The 19,545-nt window shown below is 63.2% G+C and carries 26 protein-coding genes; 14 read left to right on the plus strand and 12 right to left on the minus strand.

All coding sequences use genetic code 11. From position 1 onward, the window contains the following. Window positions 1–8 precede the first annotated feature (8 nt). Entirely contained in the window at window positions 9–410 is a 402-nt protein-coding gene (locus RAD15_RS03430) for a PaaI family thioesterase (RefSeq protein ID WP_458174355.1), read from the plus strand. Between the two features lie 150 nt (window positions 411–560). After that, window positions 561–1,172, plus strand: coding sequence for an N-acetyltransferase family protein (locus tag RAD15_RS03435; RefSeq protein ID WP_458174356.1), 612 nt, complete (start codon window positions 561–563; stop codon window positions 1,170–1,172). A 77-nt stretch (window positions 1,173–1,249) separates the two neighbouring features. Here the strand turns inward: RAD15_RS03435 and RAD15_RS03440 are convergent, their stop codons facing one another. Together RAD15_RS03440 and RAD15_RS03445 are read right to left on the minus strand one after the other, a co-directional pair. Continuing rightward, window positions 1,250–1,555, minus strand: coding sequence for a hypothetical protein (locus RAD15_RS03440; protein WP_028144951.1), 306 nt, complete (start codon window positions 1,553–1,555; stop codon window positions 1,250–1,252). Window positions 1,556–1,658: 103 nt separating this feature from the next. Next, window positions 1,659–2,345 carry a DUF2161 domain-containing phosphodiesterase gene (locus RAD15_RS03445; RefSeq protein ID WP_458174357.1) on the minus strand — a complete coding sequence of 229 codons (687 nt, stop codon included), beginning with the start codon at window positions 2,343–2,345 and terminating at the stop codon, window positions 1,659–1,661. 141 nt (window positions 2,346–2,486) lie between these two features. On the opposite strand from RAD15_RS03445, the gene RAD15_RS03450 reads away from it, so the two are divergent. Then, a complete protein-coding gene (locus tag RAD15_RS03450; RefSeq protein ID WP_100175743.1) occupies window positions 2,487–2,834 on the plus strand; it encodes a GrlR family regulatory protein in 348 nt (115 codons plus the stop codon). On the opposite strand, the gene RAD15_RS03455 is transcribed toward RAD15_RS03450, so the two are convergent. Then, window positions 2,835–3,515, minus strand: coding sequence for an SDR family oxidoreductase (locus tag RAD15_RS03455; protein ID WP_458174358.1), 681 nt, complete (start codon window positions 3,513–3,515; stop codon window positions 2,835–2,837). 23 nt (window positions 3,516–3,538) lie between these two features. Continuing rightward, window positions 3,539–4,297 carry a tyrosine-protein phosphatase gene (locus RAD15_RS03460; RefSeq protein WP_458174359.1) on the minus strand — a complete coding sequence of 253 codons (759 nt, stop codon included), beginning with the start codon at window positions 4,295–4,297 and terminating at the stop codon, window positions 3,539–3,541. Between the two features lie 72 nt (window positions 4,298–4,369). Between RAD15_RS03460 and RAD15_RS03465 the strand changes: the two genes are divergently transcribed. Beyond that, a complete protein-coding gene (locus tag RAD15_RS03465) occupies window positions 4,370–4,678 on the plus strand; it encodes an MliC family protein (protein WP_458175023.1) in 309 nt (102 codons plus the stop codon). Window positions 4,679–4,791: 113 nt separating this feature from the next. On the opposite strand, the gene RAD15_RS03470 is transcribed toward RAD15_RS03465, so the two are convergent. Then, window positions 4,792–4,995, minus strand: a complete 204-nt coding sequence (locus RAD15_RS03470) for a DUF2735 domain-containing protein (protein ID WP_458174361.1) — start codon at window positions 4,993–4,995, stop codon at window positions 4,792–4,794. Between the two features lie 539 nt (window positions 4,996–5,534). On the opposite strand from RAD15_RS03470, the gene RAD15_RS03475 reads away from it, so the two are divergent. The 4 genes from RAD15_RS03475 (at window position 5,535) to RAD15_RS03490 (ending at window position 9,025) form a co-directional block, all read left to right on the plus strand. After that, the gene (locus RAD15_RS03475) at window positions 5,535–6,569 is read left to right on the plus strand and encodes a glutamine synthetase beta-grasp domain-containing protein (RefSeq protein WP_458174363.1); all 1,035 of its coding nucleotides are present in this window, start codon (window positions 5,535–5,537) and stop codon (window positions 6,567–6,569) included. A gap of 199 nt (window positions 6,570–6,768) precedes the next feature. Next, window positions 6,769–7,470, plus strand: a complete 702-nt coding sequence (locus tag RAD15_RS03480; RefSeq protein ID WP_458174365.1) for a GrlR family regulatory protein — start codon at window positions 6,769–6,771, stop codon at window positions 7,468–7,470. Window positions 7,471–7,487: 17 nt separating this feature from the next. After that, window positions 7,488–8,171, plus strand: coding sequence for a substrate-binding domain-containing protein (locus RAD15_RS03485; protein WP_458174367.1), 684 nt, complete (start codon window positions 7,488–7,490; stop codon window positions 8,169–8,171). Between the two features lie 32 nt (window positions 8,172–8,203). Further along, window positions 8,204–9,025, plus strand: coding sequence for a tetratricopeptide repeat protein (locus RAD15_RS03490; RefSeq protein WP_458174369.1), 822 nt, complete (start codon window positions 8,204–8,206; stop codon window positions 9,023–9,025). Between the two features lie 48 nt (window positions 9,026–9,073). Here RAD15_RS03490 and RAD15_RS03495 read toward each other — a convergent pair whose 3' ends face one another. Continuing rightward, entirely contained in the window at window positions 9,074–9,532 is a 459-nt protein-coding gene (locus RAD15_RS03495) for a hypothetical protein (RefSeq protein ID WP_458174371.1), read from the minus strand. A gap of 101 nt (window positions 9,533–9,633) precedes the next feature. Between RAD15_RS03495 and RAD15_RS03500 the strand changes: the two genes are divergently transcribed. Beyond that, entirely contained in the window at window positions 9,634–9,783 is a 150-nt protein-coding gene (locus RAD15_RS03500; RefSeq protein ID WP_458174373.1) for a hypothetical protein, read from the plus strand. Between the two features lie 256 nt (window positions 9,784–10,039). Next, window positions 10,040–10,744 (plus strand): GrlR family regulatory protein, encoded by a 705-nt coding sequence (locus tag RAD15_RS03505; RefSeq protein WP_458174375.1) that lies wholly within the window; start codon window positions 10,040–10,042, stop codon window positions 10,742–10,744. Window positions 10,745–10,839: 95 nt separating this feature from the next. On the opposite strand, the gene RAD15_RS03510 is transcribed toward RAD15_RS03505, so the two are convergent. Continuing rightward, window positions 10,840–12,045, minus strand: a complete 1,206-nt coding sequence (locus RAD15_RS03510; RefSeq protein WP_458174377.1) for a DUF418 domain-containing protein — start codon at window positions 12,043–12,045, stop codon at window positions 10,840–10,842. A gap of 184 nt (window positions 12,046–12,229) precedes the next feature. Between RAD15_RS03510 and RAD15_RS03515 the strand changes: the two genes are divergently transcribed. Then, window positions 12,230–12,748: a GNAT family N-acetyltransferase gene (locus tag RAD15_RS03515; protein ID WP_458174379.1), complete on the plus strand. Its 519-nt coding sequence runs from the start codon at window positions 12,230–12,232 to the stop codon at window positions 12,746–12,748. Between the two features lie 51 nt (window positions 12,749–12,799). Here the strand turns inward: RAD15_RS03515 and RAD15_RS03520 are convergent, their stop codons facing one another. Beyond that, a complete protein-coding gene (locus RAD15_RS03520) occupies window positions 12,800–13,717 on the minus strand; it encodes a DMT family transporter (RefSeq protein WP_458174381.1) in 918 nt (305 codons plus the stop codon). A 94-nt stretch (window positions 13,718–13,811) separates the two neighbouring features. Here RAD15_RS03520 and RAD15_RS03525 point away from each other — a divergent pair, with 94 nt between their 5' ends. Continuing rightward, entirely contained in the window at window positions 13,812–14,690 is an 879-nt protein-coding gene (locus tag RAD15_RS03525; RefSeq protein WP_458174384.1) for a LysR substrate-binding domain-containing protein, read from the plus strand. A 313-nt stretch (window positions 14,691–15,003) separates the two neighbouring features. On the opposite strand, the gene RAD15_RS03530 is transcribed toward RAD15_RS03525, so the two are convergent. The 3 genes from RAD15_RS03530 to RAD15_RS03540 form a co-directional block, all read right to left on the minus strand. Then, window positions 15,004–15,222 (minus strand): hypothetical protein, encoded by a 219-nt coding sequence (locus RAD15_RS03530; protein WP_458174386.1) that lies wholly within the window; start codon window positions 15,220–15,222, stop codon window positions 15,004–15,006. A 152-nt stretch (window positions 15,223–15,374) separates the two neighbouring features. After that, the gene (locus tag RAD15_RS03535) at window positions 15,375–15,686 is read right to left on the minus strand and encodes a hypothetical protein (RefSeq protein ID WP_458174388.1); all 312 of its coding nucleotides are present in this window, start codon (window positions 15,684–15,686) and stop codon (window positions 15,375–15,377) included. A gap of 167 nt (window positions 15,687–15,853) precedes the next feature. Then, window positions 15,854–16,069 carry a dodecin family protein gene (locus RAD15_RS03540; RefSeq protein ID WP_212337104.1) on the minus strand — a complete coding sequence of 72 codons (216 nt, stop codon included), beginning with the start codon at window positions 16,067–16,069 and terminating at the stop codon, window positions 15,854–15,856. A 350-nt stretch (window positions 16,070–16,419) separates the two neighbouring features. Between RAD15_RS03540 and RAD15_RS03545 the strand changes: the two genes are divergently transcribed. Next, window positions 16,420–16,662: a hypothetical protein gene (locus RAD15_RS03545; protein ID WP_458174390.1), complete on the plus strand. Its 243-nt coding sequence runs from the start codon at window positions 16,420–16,422 to the stop codon at window positions 16,660–16,662. A 273-nt stretch (window positions 16,663–16,935) separates the two neighbouring features. Next, window positions 16,936–18,558: an ABC-F family ATP-binding cassette domain-containing protein gene (locus RAD15_RS03550; RefSeq protein ID WP_458174392.1), complete on the plus strand. Its 1,623-nt coding sequence runs from the start codon at window positions 16,936–16,938 to the stop codon at window positions 18,556–18,558. Here RAD15_RS03550 and RAD15_RS03555 read toward each other — a convergent pair. Further along, window positions 18,555–19,538, minus strand: coding sequence for a glycerophosphodiester phosphodiesterase family protein (locus tag RAD15_RS03555; RefSeq protein ID WP_458174394.1), 984 nt, complete (start codon window positions 19,536–19,538; stop codon window positions 18,555–18,557). The genes RAD15_RS03550 and RAD15_RS03555 overlap by 4 nt on opposite strands. Between the last annotated feature and the right edge of the window lie 7 nt (window positions 19,539–19,545).

A 19,545-nucleotide genomic window follows, 5' to 3' on the forward strand; every position in this document is an offset into this window, starting at 1 on the left:
GAGATCCGATGACGCCGCTCGAAAAACTTAAAGCGATGAAGATGCCGTTCGCCGAGCTCAAGGGCGTCGAGTTCGTCGAGGCCGACAAGGACCGCGTGGTGGCGCGGATGACGGTCCGACCCGAACTCTGCACGCTCCACCACACCATCCATGGCGGCGCGGTGATGGCGCTGGCGGATTCCGTCGGTGCAGCGGCAACCGTGATCAACCTGCCTGAGGACGCCAAGGGCACCACCACGCTCGAAAGCAAGACCAATTTCATCGGTGGGGCGAAGGAGGGAACCACGGTCATCGCCACCGCGACCCCGGTCCATCGGGGCCGCCGGACCCAGGTCTGGACCACCCGGCTGGAGACCGAGGACGGTAAATTGGTAGCGGTCGTGACTCAGACGCAGCTGGTTCTCGTATGAATACGGGGCCTTGATTTTGTTAACGAATTAGTCGCTTCCGCTGCTTCTAACTTGGGCAGGTTCCCGTCTTGAAAAATTTATTGCGACGCACAATATAGGGGGCCTAGGGATTCGAACGCCTCCTCGAGGGACACCAAGAGGAGTTTTGACGTGGTACTTGAAGACACCGTTCGCGCGCCGTCTGTTCCGGGCTATGTGCGGACCTTGAGCCAGCAGGAAGAATTGCCGCTTCTGCGCGATCACCTGCTCAGACTCGATGCCGCAAGTCGGCACGACCGTTTCAACGGCTTTCTCGATGACAGCTTTATCGAGCGCTATGCCGCCCGCTGTGCCGAGGATGGCACCGTGATCGTCGCCTATATCGTCGATGGCATGGTCCGCGGTGCGGCCGAGCTGCATCCGCCGGAGGGCGATTCGCTGCCCGAAGTTGCCTTCAGCGTGGAAGCCTCGGCGCGACGCCAGAACGTCGGCACCGTGTTGTTCAGCCGACTGATCGCGGAGGCGCGCTGGAAGGGCTACAAGCGCTTGCGCATCACCACCGGCGCCGAGAATCACGCGATGCGGGCACTCGCCAGGAAGTTCGGCGCGCATCTGCAGTTCCGCCATGGCGAATCGACCGGCACGATTGATCTCGTCAAGACGACCGAAGCCGAGCTCGCCGATCTCGCGGCCTCGCCCTTCAAGGCCGGTCGCGCGATTCTCAGCTTCAATTCGACCTGCTGGAAGATCATCTCCAGCATGTATGGCAATCGCGCCGCCTGAACGAAGAGCGGAGCGGAATCAAAAAGCGGACCGGCAAAACCGGTCCGCTTTCGTATTGGGAGCAGGGAATTAAGCGCTCAGGTGCCAGTGCGCGTGGCGGCACTGAAGCGGCGGACGACGCGGCGTTCGACCACCACCGAGCGCTGCGCGCCCTGTTCGCCGGCGATCACGCGCGTGGCGGTGATGCGGCTGTTGGTCCGCGCCTGCTTCTTGACCTCGGCCTGCACAACATCGAGCGGCATTCCCATCAGAGCTGCGGCGATCTCGGCCTGCTGCTCATGGTCGTCGGTAATGCCGACGGCGGCAAAGATCGCCTCGTCCAGGGTGGGCGGGTCGTGGCGGACGCGCCGCGTGCCGTACTTGGTATTCCAGTCTGCGCTCATGGGGGCCTCGTTTCGATCCCGGATACCTAGTGTCGCCTATGTTGCATTGCAATATGAATTTCGTGTGGCATCTCAGCTATTCACGGCTTGCATCGATCCCGTGTCAGGCCGGTGACGGAGCACCTGCGTCGGCCCCAATTTTTTGCTGGGGCCAGCGTTTCAGCGCGGCATGTCCGGCCTCGGTCAGCCCGTAGATTCCCCGGTCCGCGCGTTCGAACCAGCCATACACATTGTTAAGCAAGATCTTGCCGGCATCGGGACAGCGTTCGCGCAATTCGCGCACCCGCCGCGGACCGTCGGCGAGCGCCGATGCGCAGGCCAGCGCCTGCTGCCGATAGGCCGTCATGATCGGTGAGCGCGTGCTGCCGCCGAGCACGGGATCGCCCTGGCGGCGCTGGTGTTCGGCAACGAGACGCGAGCGCACTTTCGGCTCGCGGCGGGGCGCTGCGGTTGGCGGCTTCACCAGCACCTCGACCTGGCCGCGGTCGGTCACCCCGAGCATGCCGAAGCCGAGGCGGCGGCACAGATTGCGATAGCGCGCATCGCTCTCGCGCCCCTTGCCGCGGATCGACATCTTGGCCGCAATCCAGATCTCGTCGCCGGCCGGCGCGCGGTCGACGGCCTGGAGGATCAGCTCGAGATTGAAGGCGAGCTTGAGCTCGCCGATCACCACCACGGGCGGATCGCCGGCGCTGAGGCCGACGAGATCGCAGCCGCCGATCTCGCCCTTGACCGTGAAGCCGAGCTCTTCGAGGAAGCGTTTGACGGGCAGATAAAGCGCGGTTTCCAAAGGAACCTTCCGAGTGTGACGTTCGATCGGAGAATCAGTTGCCGGCAGTCTAGCCGGATCGGACTCGGGGCTCTGCACCATTTGATCGAGAACGGATGGTGCGGTTATCCTGCGGGCGGGACAGCCGGGCGCTTGACGAAGATGACGATCAGGAACGGGCTCTATCACATCCGCATCGAAATGCTGGATGCTGTGCAGGGCGGCAATCAGGGCGTCATGGTGCTGCGTGACGGCACCATGCGCGGCGGCGATTCATTTTTCTTCGCCTACGGCACCTACACCTCGGCCAATGGCAAGTGGAAGGGCGAGCTGACCAACGAGGAGCATTCGCCCTCGTTCGACGAGCGTCCGGTGTGGGGCCGCAAGGTCGTCACCATCGGATTCAGTGGCACCTACACCGACGAGACCGCGTACGGCGAAGGCATTGCGCTCGCGGGCAAGCAGAGCATCCGCTTCAAAGGCAACCTTCGGCTGCTGGTGCCGGATTGATCACACTCGCCCACCGACCGGGATCAGCGCGCCGGTGACGCCGCTTGCGGCATCGCTGGCGAGGAACAGGATGACCTCGGTGAGCTCCTGCGGCGTCACCCATTTGGAGAAGTCCGCTTTCGGCATATCCGCGCGGTTCGCCTTGGTGTCGATGATCGAGGGCAGTACCGCGTTGACAGTGACCTTGCCCTTCCATTCGCTGGCGAGCGCCTCGGTAAGGCGATGCACGCCGGCCTTCGACGCGGCGTAGGGACCCATGCCGGAGCCGGCCTGGAGCGCACCCATGGCGCCGATGTTGACGATGCGGCCGGCCTTGGACGCGGCGAGATGCGGTAGCGCCGCGTGCGACGTGTTGAGTGCGGTCAGCACGTTCAGCGCATGCATGCGCTGCCAGGTCTTGATGTCGCCGTCGCCGACGGTCTCGAAGGCGAAGCCGCCGGCGATGTTGATCAGCGCATCGAGCCGGCCGAAATGCTTCGCGGCCGCCTCGACCGCAGCCTTCGCCTGCGCCGCGTCGGACAGGTCGACGCCGCCGATCTCGATGCGCTCGGGCGTGGTGGAGACCTGCGAGGGCGCATGATCGATGCCGGCGATGCGCGCGCCGCGTGACTGCGCGATCTCTGCGACCACCTTGCCGAGCGCGCCGAGTGCGCCGGTGACGATCAGAACCTTGCCTTGCATCATCGTTCTCCCGGCGCGATCGCCTACGATTGCAGATAGCGCGCCTTCAGCGCAGCCCGTTCTGCTGTGCCGAGCTTGAGCCCGTCGCGCAAGTAGGTTTCGAGATCGCCATATTCGCCGTCGACGGCTTCGAAAGCCGCAGCAAGATACGAGGCCTCGACGCTGCCGATCGCATCGAGAACGTCGGCAGGAAGATCGAAGGCGTTTGATGCGTCGCGCTTGTAGTGCCGGTTGGTCAGGAGGTAATCCTCGGCAATGACGTCATCGGGCACGCCGAGCGCAAGCAGGATCAGCGCGCTGGCGAAGCCGGTGCGGTCCTTGCCGGCGGTGCAGTGGATCACCAGCGGTGCGCGGTCCTCGAGGAGATGGCCGAACAGGCTGCGAAAACTGTGCGTGTTGTGGCGGACATAGTTGCGGTAGGACTCGCGCATGAGCTCGAGCGCGACCGGCGCGGTCAACGTGCCCGTGGCTATCTCGGCACGCAGCGCCGCCACGACCGTTGGTTCGATCGGCAGCGAATGCACCGCGATCTCGTTCACGACGCAGACGCCGGCCGCGCGCTCCTCGACCCCGCGGAAATCGAACGCGCTCCGCACGCCGAGCGCGCGGATGATCGCGATGTCGTCGGCGGTGAGCTGGCCGAGATGGTTGGAGCGGAAGATGTGCCGCCAGCGCGTGGTGCGGCCATCAGTCGTGGCGTAGCCGCCGAGGTCGCGAAAATTACTGGCGCCTTGCAAGGCGAGGTGGCGGGCAGGGGAGTCTTTTAGGGAAGAGTCTTGCATGAGATCAGCTTGGGTTATGGTTCCATTGGACGCGCTGCGGGCGTCCTTGGGGTCTATTACAGGGGGGCGATCATGGGCCGGCACAAGGCTATTCTTTTGGGGATCACCATGCTGGCTGGAATGACCAGTGCGCGGCAGGCCGATGCGCAGACGTTCCGGACCTACCACTGCGCCGATGGTACGCAGTTCATCGTGGGATTTTATGACGACGACAAGCGCGCCTTCCTCCAGATCGACGGCGAACCCGTCACGCTCGCCAAGCGGCTGACGGTGTCAGGTGCGCGCTATTCGGGGGCGGGGATCACGCTGAGGATCGGCAAGACCGGGGCCATCACGGTCAAGCATCTGAAGCGGCCGGTGACCGCCTGCGCGGTGATCTGAACGGCGTCGTTGGGCCAGGAATCAAAAAGGGTCGAAACATCGTTGTTTCGACCCTTTTTCAAACTGCGCCGGACGCTTGCGAGAGCGCGGCGGTATCAAACCAGCCACAGGCATCAGCGATCCCATTTCGGCTTGGCCTCGTCGACCGCTTCCTGGTGGTACCAGCTGTCGCTGCAGATCGAGACATTCGCGGGAAGCGAAGCATGATCGGCGGGAAGGCGGGTCTCGCCATAGCGGCGTCCGGCGAGAGCCGCGCGGCCCCCGACGGGGAATTGGTAGATCGTTGCCGATCCGTGACTCAGACCATTGTTCATCATTGCGATTGCTCCTTGGTCGAAGCGCCTTAGCCTCCATGGTGCGCCCGACTCGTTCGATTGTGGTTACTGGAATCCCCATATCGGCCGCGCTTCCCGAATTGGAAAGTGCTGAAAAGGAAATCAGTTTCCGCCCAATTTGTAGGCAGGTAGCCTTCTGCATCCCCTAAGGCACTCTGTCGGTGACTAACGACTGGGCCATTCCAAAGGTTGCTAGGCAGGGGTGTGGAGCTTTGCGAAAATTGCCGGACGTTGATGCGCGTTTCATCGGCAACCTCCGGCGCAGGGCCGACTGCTCCAGAATCGGGCGTTTTCCGCGGGTTTTTTGCAGTGCAGCTTCACGCGAAGGTGCGCGGCTATGACGCACGATATTGCGGACGGTCCGTCGGCGGCGAGGAGAGGACGGCCGCCGTGGAAAACGGTCAGTAGTGCGGCCTTTTGGCACGTTAAATGCTTGTAAAGGGCCGGCCGATGATGGCCGGGTACAAAACGTGCGGGGGCCCCAAGGCCCCCACCTTTCGCATCATCTACAGAGAGGCTCAATGACCAAGTATAAGCTCGAGTACATCTGGCTCGACGGATATACGCCGACTCCGAACTTGCGCGGCAAAACCCAGATCAAGGAATTCGCGTCGTTCCCGACGCTCGAGCAGCTTCCGCTCTGGGGCTTCGATGGCTCCTCCACCCAGCAGGCCGAAGGCCACAGCTCCGATTGCGTGCTGAAGCCGGTCGCGGTCTTCCCGGACGGTGCGCGTACCAACGGCGTGCTCGTGATGTGCGAAGTCATGATGCCCGATGGCAAGACCCCGCACGCCTCCAACAAGCGCGCCACCATCCTCGACGATGCCGGCGCCTGGTTCGGCTTCGAGCAGGAATACTTCTTCTACAAGGACGGCCGTCCGCTCGGCTTCCCGGCTTCGGGTTATCCGGCGCCGCAGGGCCCGTACTACACCGGCGTCGGCTTCTCGAACGTCGGCGACGTCGCCCGCAAGATCGTCGAAGAGCATCTCGACCTCTGCCTCGCGGCCGGCATCAACCATGAAGGCATCAACGCGGAAGTCGCGAAGGGCCAGTGGGAATTCCAGATCTTCGGCAAGGGCTCCAAGAAGGCCGCTGACGAAATGTGGATGGCCCGCTACCTGATGCTGCGCCTGACCGAGAAGTACGGCATCGACATCGAATTCCACTGCAAGCCGCTCGGCGACACCGACTGGAACGGCTCGGGCATGCATGCCAACTTCTCCACCGAGTACATGCGTACAGTCGGCGGCAAGGAGTACTTCGAGGCGCTGATGGCCGCGTTCGACAAGAACCTGATGGACCACATCGCCGTCTACGGCCCGGACAACGACAAGCGTCTGACCGGCAAGCACGAGACTGCGCCGTGGAACAAGTTCAGCTACGGCATTGCCGACCGCGGTGCTTCGATCCGCGTTCCGCACTCCTTCGCCAACAACGGCTACAAGGGCTATCTGGAAGACCGCCGTCCGAACTCGCAGGGCGACCCATACCAGATCGCTTCGCAGATCCTGAAGACGATCGCGTCCGTCCCGGCTGACAAGAAGGCCGCGGCCTAATCCAATCCTCCCGGCCCGGGCTGGGGGGCTGGCCCGGGTTGGCATTCAATCCGCCGGAGCTGCAAGGCTCCGGCGGATTTTTTGCATTCTGATGACGGCCGACCCGGTGGCCCGCGGGACCCGGTCGCGTGAAACTTGTCCGCCGCCGCAGAAAGCGGGATAGAGTGCCCCTGGATGCGCGCGGGGCCGGGGACGGCTGGTGTTTGAAGGCTTCTATAAGGTGAGATTTCAACTCGGCGACGCGGTCGGCCGGAGCGTGATGCATGTCGGCAACGGCAAGATGCTCGGCGGCAATTCGGCGTTCGCCCATATCGGCACCTACGCGAAGACCGAAGGTGGCGCCGACATCGTGATCAAGACCGTGCGCCACAATCCCGATCCGAACTACCGCGCCATGGCGGGTACCGACGATGCGACCCTGATCGCGAAGGGCTGGGCCGACGGCGATCTCTACCGCTTCAAGGGCGAGCTGAAGGAGCTGCCGGGCGTGCCCTTCCAGTCGGTGATGACGCCGATCACGGAAGACGAGGTGCCGATCGCCGGCGGCGTCGGCGAGGCCGGCATCGCCGATGGCCTCTATTCGATCCATCTGCGCATGCTCGACGGCGTCGACGGCGGCCTGACCGGCGTGATGCTGCTCAACCAGGGCCGCATCCTCGGCGGCGATGCCGCGTTCTACTACCTCGGCAGCTACACCGCCGCGAACGGCCGCTGGAAAGGCCAGATTCTCAATCAGGAGCACACGCCGGCCAAAGACGATCCGATCTTCGGTGGCCACGAGGTCGGCATCGGCTTTTCCGGCACCTATGACGCGGAGCAGGCCGTGCTGGAGGCGACCGCGCTTGCCGGCAAGCGCAGCCTGCGCCTGACCGCCGCGCTCAAGCTGATGCACCAGGCCTGAGCGCCACAGGATTGCACATGGAAAGAATTCGAATGCTCTCGACGCTCGGCCTGATGGGCGCGATGCGCAGCCTGTCGTCCGCGTACGAGACCGCTGCAGGTGTCCGCATCGATGCCGATTTCGCGCCGACCCTGGCCCTGCTGAAGCGCCTGCGTGACGGCGAGGCGGCCGATCTCGTGATCCTCACGCGCGAGGGGCTCGAGGAGATGATGGGCGAGGGCCGGGTAGTTGCCGATGGCGCGGCCGATCTGGCGCGCTCCTATGTCGGCCTTGCCGTGCGGGCAGGGCGAGCGCATCCCGACATCGGAAGCGAAGCCGCGCTGCGCAGGACGCTGCTCGCGGCGCAGTCCGTCGCCTATTCGCGGCTGGGCGCGAGCGGGGTCTATTTCGCCCAGCTGATCGTGCGGCTGGGCATCGCGGCCGAGATCAACGCCAAGGCCACCATCGTCGAGCAGGGCTTTACGGCGGAGCGGCTCGTGAATGGCGAGGCCGATCTCGCCGTGCAGCAGATCAGCGAGCTGAAGCAGGTCGACGGCATCGAGGTGGTGGGACCGATCCCGCACGATTTGCAGACGCCGGCCGTGTTCTCCGCCGGCCGCCTGGCAAGCGCCGAGCATGCCGAGGCGGCGGACCGGCTGCTGCGTTATCTGGCCTCGCCCGAGGTCGCACCCGTGCTGCGCCAATCGGGACTCGAGCCTTGAATTTGCCGGGCCGGGGACACAACGTGGCACCCATGAGAACTTATCTTCTTGCCATCCTCCTCACGCTCGCAGCGCCCCTGGCCGCACATGCGCAATCGGCCGACCTCGTCCTGTGCGACCGCCTGGCCGCCGATCCCAGCGATCCCGACAAGCCGGCCGACGTGAAGGGCGTGGCCGAGGTTGCAGCTTCCGACGTCGCGACCGCGATCAAGTTCTGCAAGCAGGCCGCGCCGTCCTCGCGCCGCGCGATGTTCGCGCTCGGCCGCGCCTATGCGGCCAACCGGCAGACGGCGGACGCGATGGCTGCCTGGCGCAAGGCGGCCGACAAGGGCTCGAGCGCGGCCATGGTCGAGCTCGGCGTCGCCTACGGCACCGGCTCCGGCGTTGCCAGGGACGAGGCGCAGGCGCGCAAATTGTTCGAGAAGGCGGCGCAGGCCGGCAATCCCCGCGGCGTCAGCAATCTCGCCGCGCTCGGCGGCGCAGGCGGCACCGCGCCGGCCGATCCCGTGCAGGGGCGCGCGCTGCTGGGCAAGGCTGCCGAGACCAACGCGGAAGCGCAGTACCAGCTCGGCCTGATGCTTTCCAACGGCGACGGCGGCGCCAAGGACGACGTCGCGGCACGCGCGCTGTTCGAGAAGGCGGCGGCGCAAAACCATCCCGGTGCGCTGGAGCGCATGGGCGCCTTCGCGCTGGAAGGCCGCGGCGGTGCAAAGGACAAGGACGCCGCGAAGGGCTACTACGAGCGCGCTGCCGCGCTCGGCGATGAAGACGCCAAGGCTGCGCTGGAGCGGCTGCGTTGCCCCTACGCGATCAAGGACAAGCAGGGCAAGCTCGTCACCACGCTGTGCTTCTAGCTCACTGCTCCCTTTGGGAGGGATGAGCCGAGCATCCGCCTGCGCAGCTCACTTCATGTAGTAGGCGAGATTGTTGCGGGCGTCGCGATAGGTGGTCTCGAGAAAATCCGGATACTGCGCGGCGGCCTGCGCCACGGCGCGGACGACACATTCCCAGAAATCGCCGTCCCATTTGAAATGCGCTTCGGTCGCGCCCTCGAACTTGACTGACGTGATGATGGCCTGCCGGATCGCCTCGTCGTCGGCTTGCGGATGGGCGCGCTTCACATAACCGAACATCGGTCCTTCGTGAGCGTGGTCGCGATCGTAGCGGTATTTCTCGCCCATCTGCTGAGGGGTGAGGGTGCGATTGATGCGGACCTCTTCCGCGGTCGGGCGGCCCTCGATGGAGTTCAGCCGGTAGCGCCAGCGCCAGAGTTCGAAGGCGGCATCGAGCAGCGGCTGCTTCGCCGCGCTGGCTACGAACTCGGCGATCTGCTCTTCGGGTGATGGCTCTGTCTGGTTCATGCTCCTTCGTCGCGAGCTTGCGTCGGTGGGTTCGAAAGGGCCCCAAGCAGGAACCAGCTCCGGCACCGGTCGTTGAACCCCGACAAGCAGGAGGCGCAATCATGATCCGCAAGCTCGCATCCGGCGAATACCGCCTCTACTCACGCAAGGTGAATCAGAAGACCGGCAAGCGCCGCAACCTCGGCACGTTCAGGAGCCGCGCGGCGGCCGAGAAGCACGAGCGTGAGGTGCAGTATTTCAAGCGTCACTGACGCGTGGAGAGGCTGCCCGAAACAAAAATGTCGAAAACAACCCCATGCACAGTAGCCGTCCCGCTGAAATCACAGTGGGAATCCGGTATTGCGGATTTGACGAAATTTGCTTGACCCGTCGGGCAAAACAGGGGCATGATGGCATCATGCGCCGGAAGCCTCCGAGAACGGCCCTGCGCGGAAAAGCCGGATGGCCTTGGCACGGCGAGGGTGCTAGGTAGCCCCCGATTCTTTTTGATTTTGCGAGCTTCTTGCGTTGCTGGACGGACTCTACAAGGTTGAATACGGCGTCAACGATGCCTCCGGCTGCAGCGTCATGTGCCTGCATGACGGCAAGATGCTGGGCGGCAATTCGGGTTTCGCGCATCTTGGCACCTATTTTGAGCGCGATGGCGAGATCATCGCCGAGGTCATCACCGAGCGGCATAATCTGGATCCCAACTACAAGCCGCTGATGGGGGCCGACGTCGCCTCGATCGGCGCGCGCGGCCGGCTGGTCGGCAACCAGATCCGCCTGCAGGGCGGTGCGGACACCATGCCGGGCGCCCATTTCTGGGCCAATCTCACGCGGCTCGATGACGGGGCGCTGCCGCCACGCGGCACGATCGGGCAGGGCGGCATCGCCAACGGCCTCTACGGGATGAGCCTGCGCGCGCTTGACGGGGTCGATGCCGGGCTGTCCGGCGTGATGCTGCTGATCGACGGGCGCATCCTCGGGGGCGATGCGTTCTTCTACTATCTCGGCTCCTACTCCTCGGCGGACGGCCGCTGGAAGGGCGAGATGCTGAACCAGGAGCACACGCCGGCCAAAGGCGAGAACCCCGTGTTCGGCGGCTATGAGGTCGGGATCGGCTTCTCGGGGACGTGCACGGAAGACAGCGGCGAGCTCGAAGGCATCGCGCTCGCCGGCAAGCGCAGCCTGCGCCTTGCGGCCTCGCTCAAGCTGATGCGGCGGGCGTAGGGCGCACACTCATTGGCATAGGATGTCCGCTTCGTGAGCTGAAGCAGGCCTCGCGCCTCGCCCCAGCCAATGCCAGCAAGTGACCGATTGCAGACCTAGGCGAGGCGGCTTTCCGCGCGGGCGGATCCTTTCAAAGACATCGGCTGCTGCGTGCCGTACATGAGCGTTCGCCACAACCATTCGACCGGACCATATCGATAGTGCCTCAGCCACCAAGCGCTGAAGAACATCTGGCAGACGTACACGGCAAGCCCGATGGCCAGCGCCTCGGCCGCGCCGAGTTGCCCGAATAGGCCCAGGCCGTATCCATAGAAAATCCAACCAAAGATCACGGACTGGGCAAGATAGTTCGTGAATGCCATCCGGCCCAATGGCACAGCCCAACCCAGCAGCATTCTTCCGCCCGTCAGTTCGGCAACGCCGACGAACGCTGCACCATAGCCGAGAGCGAGCAGGATCGTGCCGGCCGGAGTGGCCACTGCGTCAAGACCGAGGCTCGCCGAAGCGCCGTTGACTTTCAGAAGGATCAACGCTGCGCCCAGGCCAACGCATGCGGCCGCGGTTGAGAACAAGAGCTTCCGATCCGGCTTTCGGAGAACGTCACTCCGCCAGATGAACGCACCAAGGAAGAATAGCCCTATTGTGCGTGGGAAAACGTAGATGTGCAGAGGAACGATCAGAGGGATTTCGCGAAGCCGGAATGCCAGCACCTCCCAGAAGCTGCCGTCGGCATAGACGTGATTGGCCTCCTGCACATCGCGCTGGATTGCAGCAAAGCTCGGAAATAATCCAGGCGGTGACCATACCTGCAGGGCCAGATACACTCCCAGGAACGTCGCCGCGCCGCTGGCCAAGAGCCAGCGGGGGCCAAACAGGAATGGTAGAAAGATAAGACCCGCGACTGCATATTCGGTGAGAATGTCACCATTCCAAATGAGGCAAAGGTGAATCAATCCGAGTGCCAGCAATACGACCAGACGGCGAAACAAAAGAAGTGCGCGATGCGGGTTCGTCGAAAGGTGCTCGAACTGAATTGCAAGGCCGACTCCGAACAGCAACGAGAAGAGCGCAAACGCCTTCATGTCGACCGCCAGCATCAAGATGGTCTCGACAGCCCGGTCCAGCGGAGCTGCGGGCCGTGCAGCGGGCAGGAACTGCTCAAAAATGGAAATGCGAAATTCGGTAACCAGATTGATAGCTAGGACGCCGAGCAACGCCACGCCACGAAGCACATCGATGCTTCCGATTCTTTCGGACGGATTGACGGGACTGTAACTGCTCTCATCGATTGCGGCGGCCATGCACAAATACTATAGATTGTGCGAGAGCGCCAGTCACTTCAATTCCGCAAATGGCCCATGGTTGACCTTGCCGCGCGGCCCGCCGAGCGTCAGCTTTTGACCCGAAGCGGACACTGAAATCCGATGGTATGGACGCCACCTCTCGCGATTTCCGAACGAGAGACCTGGCGCAGCGAGTGATCAGTTGGACCTTTCGATCATCATACGGCCGTTTACCGAGGATGACGCAGACCAGGTCCGTCTTCTCTTCGTCAGGGTCAATCGACTTCTTGCGCCTCCTCACATGGCCGAAGCGTTTGAACGATACATCACCGTGTCCTTGCATGAAGAAATGAGTCAAATCAGCCGCTACTACAGCCAGCGGAAGGGTGGGTTTTGGGTGGCGGTAGACGGCAAGACGGTCGTCGGCATGTTTGGACTCGAGAATTCGTCAACTGCGGGGATGGAGTTGCGGCGCATGTACGTCCATCCCGACGCGAGGCGCCTGGGTATTGCCCGGAAGATGTTGAGGTTTGCGGAAGACGAGTGCCGCAAGCGCAAGCGTCCGCGGATTGATTTGAGCACTTCGGAGCTGCAGCGCGAAGCGCTGTCACTTTACAGGACCTGTGGATATCAGCTGGTCCGTGAGGAAGTCCCCAATTCAGTCAGCAACAAGACTGTGGGCGGAAGCATTCGTCGCTATCATTTCACCAAGGAGCTGTGACGTGCTGATCTGCTGTTGCCTGGAGCGGAGCGCAGAACCGGCAGAGTCTGCTCAGCGTGGCTCCTGCAATGCGGGATCGGTCCCGGCCGCTGCCTTCGGATGCGATTGCATCGTTGCGATCCAGATGCCGATAAATACCGTCGCGATCCCGGCCAGGAGATTCCAGCGCAGCGACTCGCCCAGGAATGTTGCACCGACCAGCGAGGCCGCGACCGGATTGACCGTGACGGAGATCGCGACGCGGGTCGGCGTTGTTCGCTCCAGCGCGAAGGCCCAGAGATAGAAGGTGAGCGCGCTTCCGAAGGCGCCAAGATAGAATACGCCGAACCATTGCGGTGCCCCAAACCCTGCGACCGGAATGAAGCTGCCGTGGAGGCAGGCGAGAAGGACCAGGACAGCCGCGCCCGCAGCCATCGCAAGCGTGGTGAAAGGGATCGGGCCGCATCGGCCAATGAATGGCTTCGACCAAATGCTGTAAAGCGCCATGCACAACGCCGCGCACACCATCAGGAGATCGCCTCGCCATGCGCCGTCCGGTGCCGTGGCAAGGCCGGTCAGCAAAGCGATGGACACACCGCCGATGGCGATCAGAACGCCCGTGGTCTTTCGCGCGGTCAACGGCTCGCTGCCGAGGGCCGCGCCCACTATCATGGTCAGCAGGGGCAATGTCGACAACGCCAAGGCGCCGCGCGCGGCCGTTGTGAAGATCAGCGAGGCGTTGAACAGGATCGGAAACGCGGCATAGAAGAGCAGGCCGAGGCCTGCAACCGCCGGCCAATCCAGCCGCGGCGGCCAGCGATAGCCTTGCACCAGCGCCACCGGCAGCAGCAGCAGGAAGCCTATTCCAAACCGGAACGAGCCGATCGCCAGCGGATCGATCGCGTCGACCAGAAACCGGGTGGCGCCGATCGACGTGCCGCCCAATGCGCTGGAGACCACCGCAGCCAGCACGCCCCAAGCTTCCGTCATTCGCCAACTTCCATTCTTCCAGGTTGCAGAGCATAGGTGGAAACGCGATAATTAAGGAATGGAATTTGTCTGATACATGTAATCACGGATTGTGATGATGACGCCGAGTTTGGATCCGGACCTTCTGCAGGCATTTCTGGCGGTGGCGGACCAGCGCTCGTTTACCCGGGCGGCGAAGGCGCTGAACCGGACGCAGTCGGCCATTAGCATGCAGGTCAAGCGGCTCGAGGAGCAGCTGCAGGCCGAGTTGTTTCACCGCACCAAAGCCAACGTGGATTTGAGCGCAGCCGGCGAGCGGTTACTCGGCTATGCGCGGCGCATCCTCAGCCTGAACGAGGAGGCGGTGGGGCGGGTCCGCGCGCACAAGGTGGAGGGACGCGTTCGGCTCGGCGTGATGGACGACTACGGAACGCTTTTGCTGCCGCCGCTGCTTGCGAGCTTCATTGCGAATTATCCGCTGATCGATGTCGAGATGGAAACAGGCCTTACGTCCACCATGACCAATCGGCTCGGGGGGACTTACGATATCGTCGTCGCCATGCATCCGGAAGGCCATACTGAAGGCGAACTGCTCCGATGCGAGCAGGCAGTGTGGGCGGCGAGCGCCGATCATCGCGCCGAGCAATCGGACCCGCTTCCGGTGGCGCTCTATCCGCAAGGCTGTCTATTCCGCAACTGGGCCATGCAGGCACTGGACAAGGCGAACCGTCCTTGGCGGCTCGCCTTCGTCAGCCACAGCCTCGCGGCAGTCGAGGCCATCGCCGCGCAAGGCCTGGCGGTGACGGTAGTCAAATCGGGAACGTTTCCATCAAGACTTCGGCGGCTGTCAGCGCGCGACGGTCTGCCGCCGCTGCCGCGCGCGGAAATCCGGCTACATCGGGCGCCAAGACTGCCACGCGCTGCGGTGCTGCTTGCCGATCATCTGGTGGCATCATTGGCCGAGTCGGTGCGAGGCAAGGTCGTACGCCGCTAGACGTCACCCGACGTTCGTGACCACGCGCGATCGTCGTCACGACATTCAGGTACCTTTTTGCAGTCCGCTTTTCTGGAAATGCTCGACTGCCTCATCAACGTGGACCCAATGATGCTTCGACCGCTCGAATATCGAAAAGGCGGGAGTCGGAAAGCCAGGGGCGCCGAGCGGACCAACCGCGACGCGAAGTGACGCCCCCGTCGGATAGACGTCCGCTCCGTGAGGCACAGCGGACTAGATCTGCTCACCCTGAGTTCTTCGCATTGGACCCAACTGAGACATTGGCGCTGGGCTGCTGTCCCGCGTTCTGCGTTCAGGACCCCGGCGGCTCATCGCTCGCCCCGGCTGCCTCGTGGCGGATCGTGACATCCGCCGAACGCAACCCGGTCAGCAATACAGTTCTTACAGAAGCAGCATCAAATCCAATATCCTTGGCATTTGGTGGATGTGCCTCGCTGTTCTTCAATCGGAGCGCCAGGTGCAATTGCTCGCAAAGGTGCTGAACGACGAGATTGACCTGATCGTCAGTCATGATCGGCTTCTCCTGCGACCATTCTGCTACCCAACCAGGTAGCTCACTTGAGAATCGGACGGTACGCGATTGGACCGCCCAAAGGATCATCCTGTGCGATGACCATGGGCGGATGAATGAGACGCATTCCACGCAACTGGCGGCGTTTACGGCTACATTACGCCCGAGGACCCATTAGGCTCTATGTGCACCAAAACCTCGCCGGTCGTGATTTCGGGAACTCCAAGATCAAGGTCAGGTAGACTTGCTTGAACAAACGCCAGTATCTTGGCATTCGCTGCATTGGCGCTTTCGCGGTCGTCAAATATCATCACGGCGATACCAGCACCGTCGCCCGCATCCAGCACATAGTAAGATTTGAATCCGTGCGATTGCCTTAGGATCTCGCCGACACCGCTCTTGGCGCGGCGAGCAGCGTCCGCGACCGAACGAACCTTGGTGTACTTGCGAATGACCATGTACATGGGGCCACCACGCGCCACACGCCCCCCACGCATCAAAGCACATCGGCCCTGGTCGGACTAGGGCCTACTCCGGGATGGGTCACACCGCCCGGTTGGGCGGACCGCGCAACGCGCCTTTTCCAATGAGCCATCCTCGCCCCGCAAGTGGGGGGGCGAGGTGCTGAGGTTCAGGAGCCCTCGAACTTGAACGATACGTTGATCTTGGCGCGATAGGCCTCAACTTTTCCCTTGTCATCCAGTTGCATGTCGAGCTTGACGACCTCTGCAACGCGAAGATCTCGGAGAGATTTTGCAGCTTGCTCGACCGCATTGGCGGCCGCCTTCTCCCATGAGTCGCTGCTGGTACCGACCAGTTCTATGACCTTGTAGACGCTATCAGGCATATCGTCCTCCCGTTCGGTATGACCCGGGAAATCTAGCACTGGGATCTCGGCGTTGATACCGTTTCGGGGATGCCCCCGGGGCCGAGAGGGACAAACTGCATTTGGCAGAGGGCGGCTCTTGGCACCGGATTAACTGCCGGATCAGCTGATTGGCATTCCGGCCTCTTGCCGCCCGCTGTAGATTCGGTCTCGAAGAGCCAAGTAGGCTGGGTGCTGCGAATAGGCCATGCGTCACCAGCCCGCGACGGTCTTGAAACGACCCGCCCTGCGCGAGGTTCTGACAATGGATCACGGCATCACTCTTTGACTTCGGCGCGCCTCTCAAGTTTGCAGGCTGGAGGAAAATCGCGATGATCGAGCGACCTCAGCGGCAGCCACCAACGCCTCTCGTTCGCGATGCGGGAGACGACAAGGCTCCATCTGCACACCCGGCGGATGGTGAAGATCAGAACTCGTTCTATTATGCGAATTGTTGCCTTGGTCTCTTTCCTGTTGACCCGGTCGATCTTCACGATTTCGCAAAAGGGCAATTGTTGGCTTTGGCGATTTTTGTTCCGGTCGCGATAGCGCTTTTCATATTTGCTGCCTGGTGAGGCCTTCCTCGGGGCAATTCGCGATGAAGCTGGGAGACGTACTTCGATTGCCAAATTGCCTATGTGCGAGAATTGAGGACACTCCGCCACCACTCGGGGGGCGATAAGTCCCGAGCTGGCAGCCAGCAGTCGCCAAGCGTCGCTTCGGAGCATCGGGGCAAATTACGGGAAACTGGCGTCTTGCGGGGGCGCAATCCGGGCCCCGCCGGGCTTCCCCTGGGCCCCCGTATGCCCTATGACGCTGCAACGCAAAAATCCCCCAAAAAGACACTCATGATCCGCCTCGATAACGTCAGCAAGCAAGCCGGCCACCAGATCCTGTTCATTGAAGCCTCCGCCGCCCTCAACAAGGGCGAGAAGATCGGGCTCGTCGGCCCCAACGGCGCCGGCAAGAGCACGCTGTTCCGGATGATCGCCGGGCAGGACCTGCCCGACGAGGGCCAGGTCTCGATCGATCGCGGCATCACCATCGGCTATTTCAACCAGGACGTCGGCGAGATGTCCGGCCGCAGCGCCGTCGCCGAGGTGATGGACGGCGCGGGTCCCGTCAGCGAGGTCGCGGCCGAGCTGCGCGAGCTCGAGGCCGCGATGGCCGATCCCGACAAGGCCGACCAGATGGACGAAATCATCACGCGTTACGGCGAGGTGCAGCACCGTTTCGAGGAACTCGACGGCTATGCGCTGGACGGCCGCGCGCGCGAAGCGCTGTCCGGCCTCGGCTTCAGCCAGGAGATGATGGACGGCGACGTCGGAAAACTCTCCGGCGGCTGGAAGATGCGCGTTGCGCTGGCTCGTATTCTTTTGATGCGCCCGGACGTGATGCTGCTCGACGAGCCGAGCAACCATCTCGACCTCGAAAGCCTGATCTGGCTGGAAAAGTTCCTGCACGACTACGAGGGCACGCTGCTGATGACCTCGCATGACCGCGAGTTCATCAACCGCGTGATCTCCAAGGTGATCGAGATCGATAGCGGCTCGCTCACGACCTACACCGGCGACTACGAATTCTACGAGCAGCAGCGCGCGCAGAACGAGAAGCAGCAGCAGGCGCAGTTCGAGCGCCAGCAGGCGATGCTCGCCAAGGAGATCAAGTTCATCGAGCGCTTCAAGGCGCGCGCCTCGCACGCAGCGCAGGTGCAGAGCCGGGTCAAGAAGCTCGACAAGATCGAACGGGTCGAGCCGCCGCGCCGCCGCCAGACGGTGGCGTTCGACTTTCCGCCGGCGCCGCGCTCGGGCGAGGACGTCGTGGCGCTCAAGAGCGTGCACAAGGGTTACGGCAGCAGACGGATCTATGACGGCCTCGATTTCATGATCCGCCGTCGGGAGCGCTGGTGCGTGATGGGCGTCAACGGCGCCGGCAAGTCGACGCTGCTCAAGCTCGTCGCCGGCGCGAGCGAGCCCGATGAAGGCACGGTGGCGGTCGGCGGCAGCGTCAAGATGGGCTATTTCGCCCAGCACGCAATGGACCTGCTCGACGGCGAGCAGACGGTGTTTCAGTCACTCGAATACGCGTTTCCCACCGCGGGGCAGGGAAGCTTGCGCGCGCTCGCCGGCTGCTTCGGCTTCTCCGGCGACGATGTCGAGAAGCGTTGTCGCGTGCTCTCTGGCGGCGAGAAGGCGCGTCTGGTGATGGCCAAGATGCTGTTCGACCCGCCGAACTTCCTGGTGCTGGACGAGCCGACCAACCATCTCGACCTCGCCACCAAGGAGATGCTGATCACGGCGCTGGCGGATTTCGAGGGCACCATGCTGTTCGTTTCGCATGATCGCCACTTCCTCAGTGTCCTGTCGAACCGCGTGCTGGAGCTGACGCCGGAAGGCATTCACCAGTTCGGCGGCGGCTACACGGAGTACGTCGCGCGCACCGGGCAGGAAGCGCCGGGGTTGCGGAGCTAATTCTTGCTCTTGCCCGCGGCCGTGGCGATTGCCTCGATCTCGTTGGTCCAGATCCCGCCGGAATAGCCTTGCGGGAGCCGGGCGAACAATTCGGGCGTGTCGATGCCGGTGGAGAACTCGCCGCCGCTGTAGGGGCCGAGCACGAAGACCGCGCTGTTGGCGTCGTTCATTCGATTGAGGAAGCGATCGGGCCAGCCCCATAGCCAGGGTGCGACGTTGATCGGCACCAGCACCATCGCGTTGTCGCAGGCGGACGGCGCCAGACCGGTCCAGCCATAGCCGATATAGCGGATGAGGCAGCTCCGGATCGCCGCGCGCGAGATCGTGCGGACATCCGGGGTGAGGCGACGGATCGCCGCGATGGGCTCGTCGCCGCCATAAACCATGAGCGTTCGGCGCCGCTCGGCCGGCAGCGCGTTCAGCACGGCGGCAAGTGTCTCGCCCTCGCTTGCGTCCCGGCTCTTCACGTTGATGAGGAATTTCTTGTCGGGGAAGGCGGCAAATACCTCCGACAGCGTTGGCATCATCCCGATGCCCTTGCCGCGAAACGGAAAGGTCTTGCCGCCGTCGGCGGTGTAGCCGTAGCCGATGTCGAGCATTTTCAGCTTCGCCATGCTCTGCTCGCGCGTGACGCCGTGGCCATCGGTACGGCAGTCGACCGTCCAGTCGTGGAATACGGCGAACTCGCCGTTGGTTGTCGGATGCACGTCGAGCTCGACCACATCGGCGCCGGCGTCAAAACTCGCGCGCATCGAGCGAAGGGTGTTCTCCAGATAATCGTGCGTCGGCGGCAGCATCCGCGCGGCGGTGCAGGTGTCGTTCTTCACATCGCGCTCGTCGAAGCGTTGCGCCATGCCGCGATGGGCAAGCAACACCGGCGTGCTGTCGCGATGCGGCGCCAGAAGACTGGTGTTGTTGATGTAGACGCCTGCCGCGACGGCGATGATGGCTGTCGTCGCGAATCTGAGTTTCCGGCCCACAGATGAT

It is taken from the genome of Bradyrhizobium sp. 14AA (genome assembly GCF_054185205.1).

Bases quoted from the DNA above. Each gene is read 5' to 3' on its own strand.
- RAD15_RS03430 (WP_458174355.1), top strand. From the start codon at position 9: ATGACGCCGCTCGAAAAACTTAAAGCGATGAAGATGCCGTTCGCCGAG.
- RAD15_RS03440 (WP_028144951.1), bottom strand. From the start codon at position 1,555: ATGAGCGCAGACTGGAATACCAAGTACGGCACGCGGCGCGTCCGCCAC.
- RAD15_RS03450 (WP_100175743.1), top strand. From the start codon at position 2,487: ATGACGATCAGGAACGGGCTCTATCACATCCGCATCGAAATGCTGGAT.
- RAD15_RS03455 (WP_458174358.1), bottom strand. From the start codon at position 3,515: ATGCAAGGCAAGGTTCTGATCGTCACCGGCGCACTCGGCGCGCTCGGC.
- RAD15_RS03460 (WP_458174359.1), bottom strand. From the start codon at position 4,297: ATGCAAGACTCTTCCCTAAAAGACTCCCCTGCCCGCCACCTCGCCTTG.
- RAD15_RS03465 (WP_458175023.1), top strand. From the start codon at position 4,370: ATGGGCCGGCACAAGGCTATTCTTTTGGGGATCACCATGCTGGCTGGA.
- RAD15_RS03470 (WP_458174361.1), bottom strand. From the start codon at position 4,995: ATGATGAACAATGGTCTGAGTCACGGATCGGCAACGATCTACCAATTC.
- RAD15_RS03475 (WP_458174363.1), top strand. From the start codon at position 5,535: ATGACCAAGTATAAGCTCGAGTACATCTGGCTCGACGGATATACGCCG.
- RAD15_RS03485 (WP_458174367.1), top strand. From the start codon at position 7,488: ATGGAAAGAATTCGAATGCTCTCGACGCTCGGCCTGATGGGCGCGATG.
- RAD15_RS03490 (WP_458174369.1), top strand. From the start codon at position 8,204: ATGAGAACTTATCTTCTTGCCATCCTCCTCACGCTCGCAGCGCCCCTG.
- RAD15_RS03495 (WP_458174371.1), bottom strand. From the start codon at position 9,532: ATGAACCAGACAGAGCCATCACCCGAAGAGCAGATCGCCGAGTTCGTA.
- RAD15_RS03500 (WP_458174373.1), top strand. From the start codon at position 9,634: ATGATCCGCAAGCTCGCATCCGGCGAATACCGCCTCTACTCACGCAAG.
- RAD15_RS03510 (WP_458174377.1), bottom strand. From the start codon at position 12,045: ATGGCCGCCGCAATCGATGAGAGCAGTTACAGTCCCGTCAATCCGTCC.
- RAD15_RS03520 (WP_458174381.1), bottom strand. From the start codon at position 13,717: ATGACGGAAGCTTGGGGCGTGCTGGCTGCGGTGGTCTCCAGCGCATTG.
- RAD15_RS03525 (WP_458174384.1), top strand. From the start codon at position 13,812: ATGATGACGCCGAGTTTGGATCCGGACCTTCTGCAGGCATTTCTGGCG.
- RAD15_RS03530 (WP_458174386.1), bottom strand. From the start codon at position 15,222: ATGACTGACGATCAGGTCAATCTCGTCGTTCAGCACCTTTGCGAGCAA.
- RAD15_RS03535 (WP_458174388.1), bottom strand. From the start codon at position 15,686: ATGTACATGGTCATTCGCAAGTACACCAAGGTTCGTTCGGTCGCGGAC.
- RAD15_RS03540 (WP_212337104.1), bottom strand. From the start codon at position 16,069: ATGCCTGATAGCGTCTACAAGGTCATAGAACTGGTCGGTACCAGCAGC.
- RAD15_RS03545 (WP_458174390.1), top strand. From the start codon at position 16,420: ATGATCGAGCGACCTCAGCGGCAGCCACCAACGCCTCTCGTTCGCGAT.
- RAD15_RS03550 (WP_458174392.1), top strand. From the start codon at position 16,936: ATGATCCGCCTCGATAACGTCAGCAAGCAAGCCGGCCACCAGATCCTG.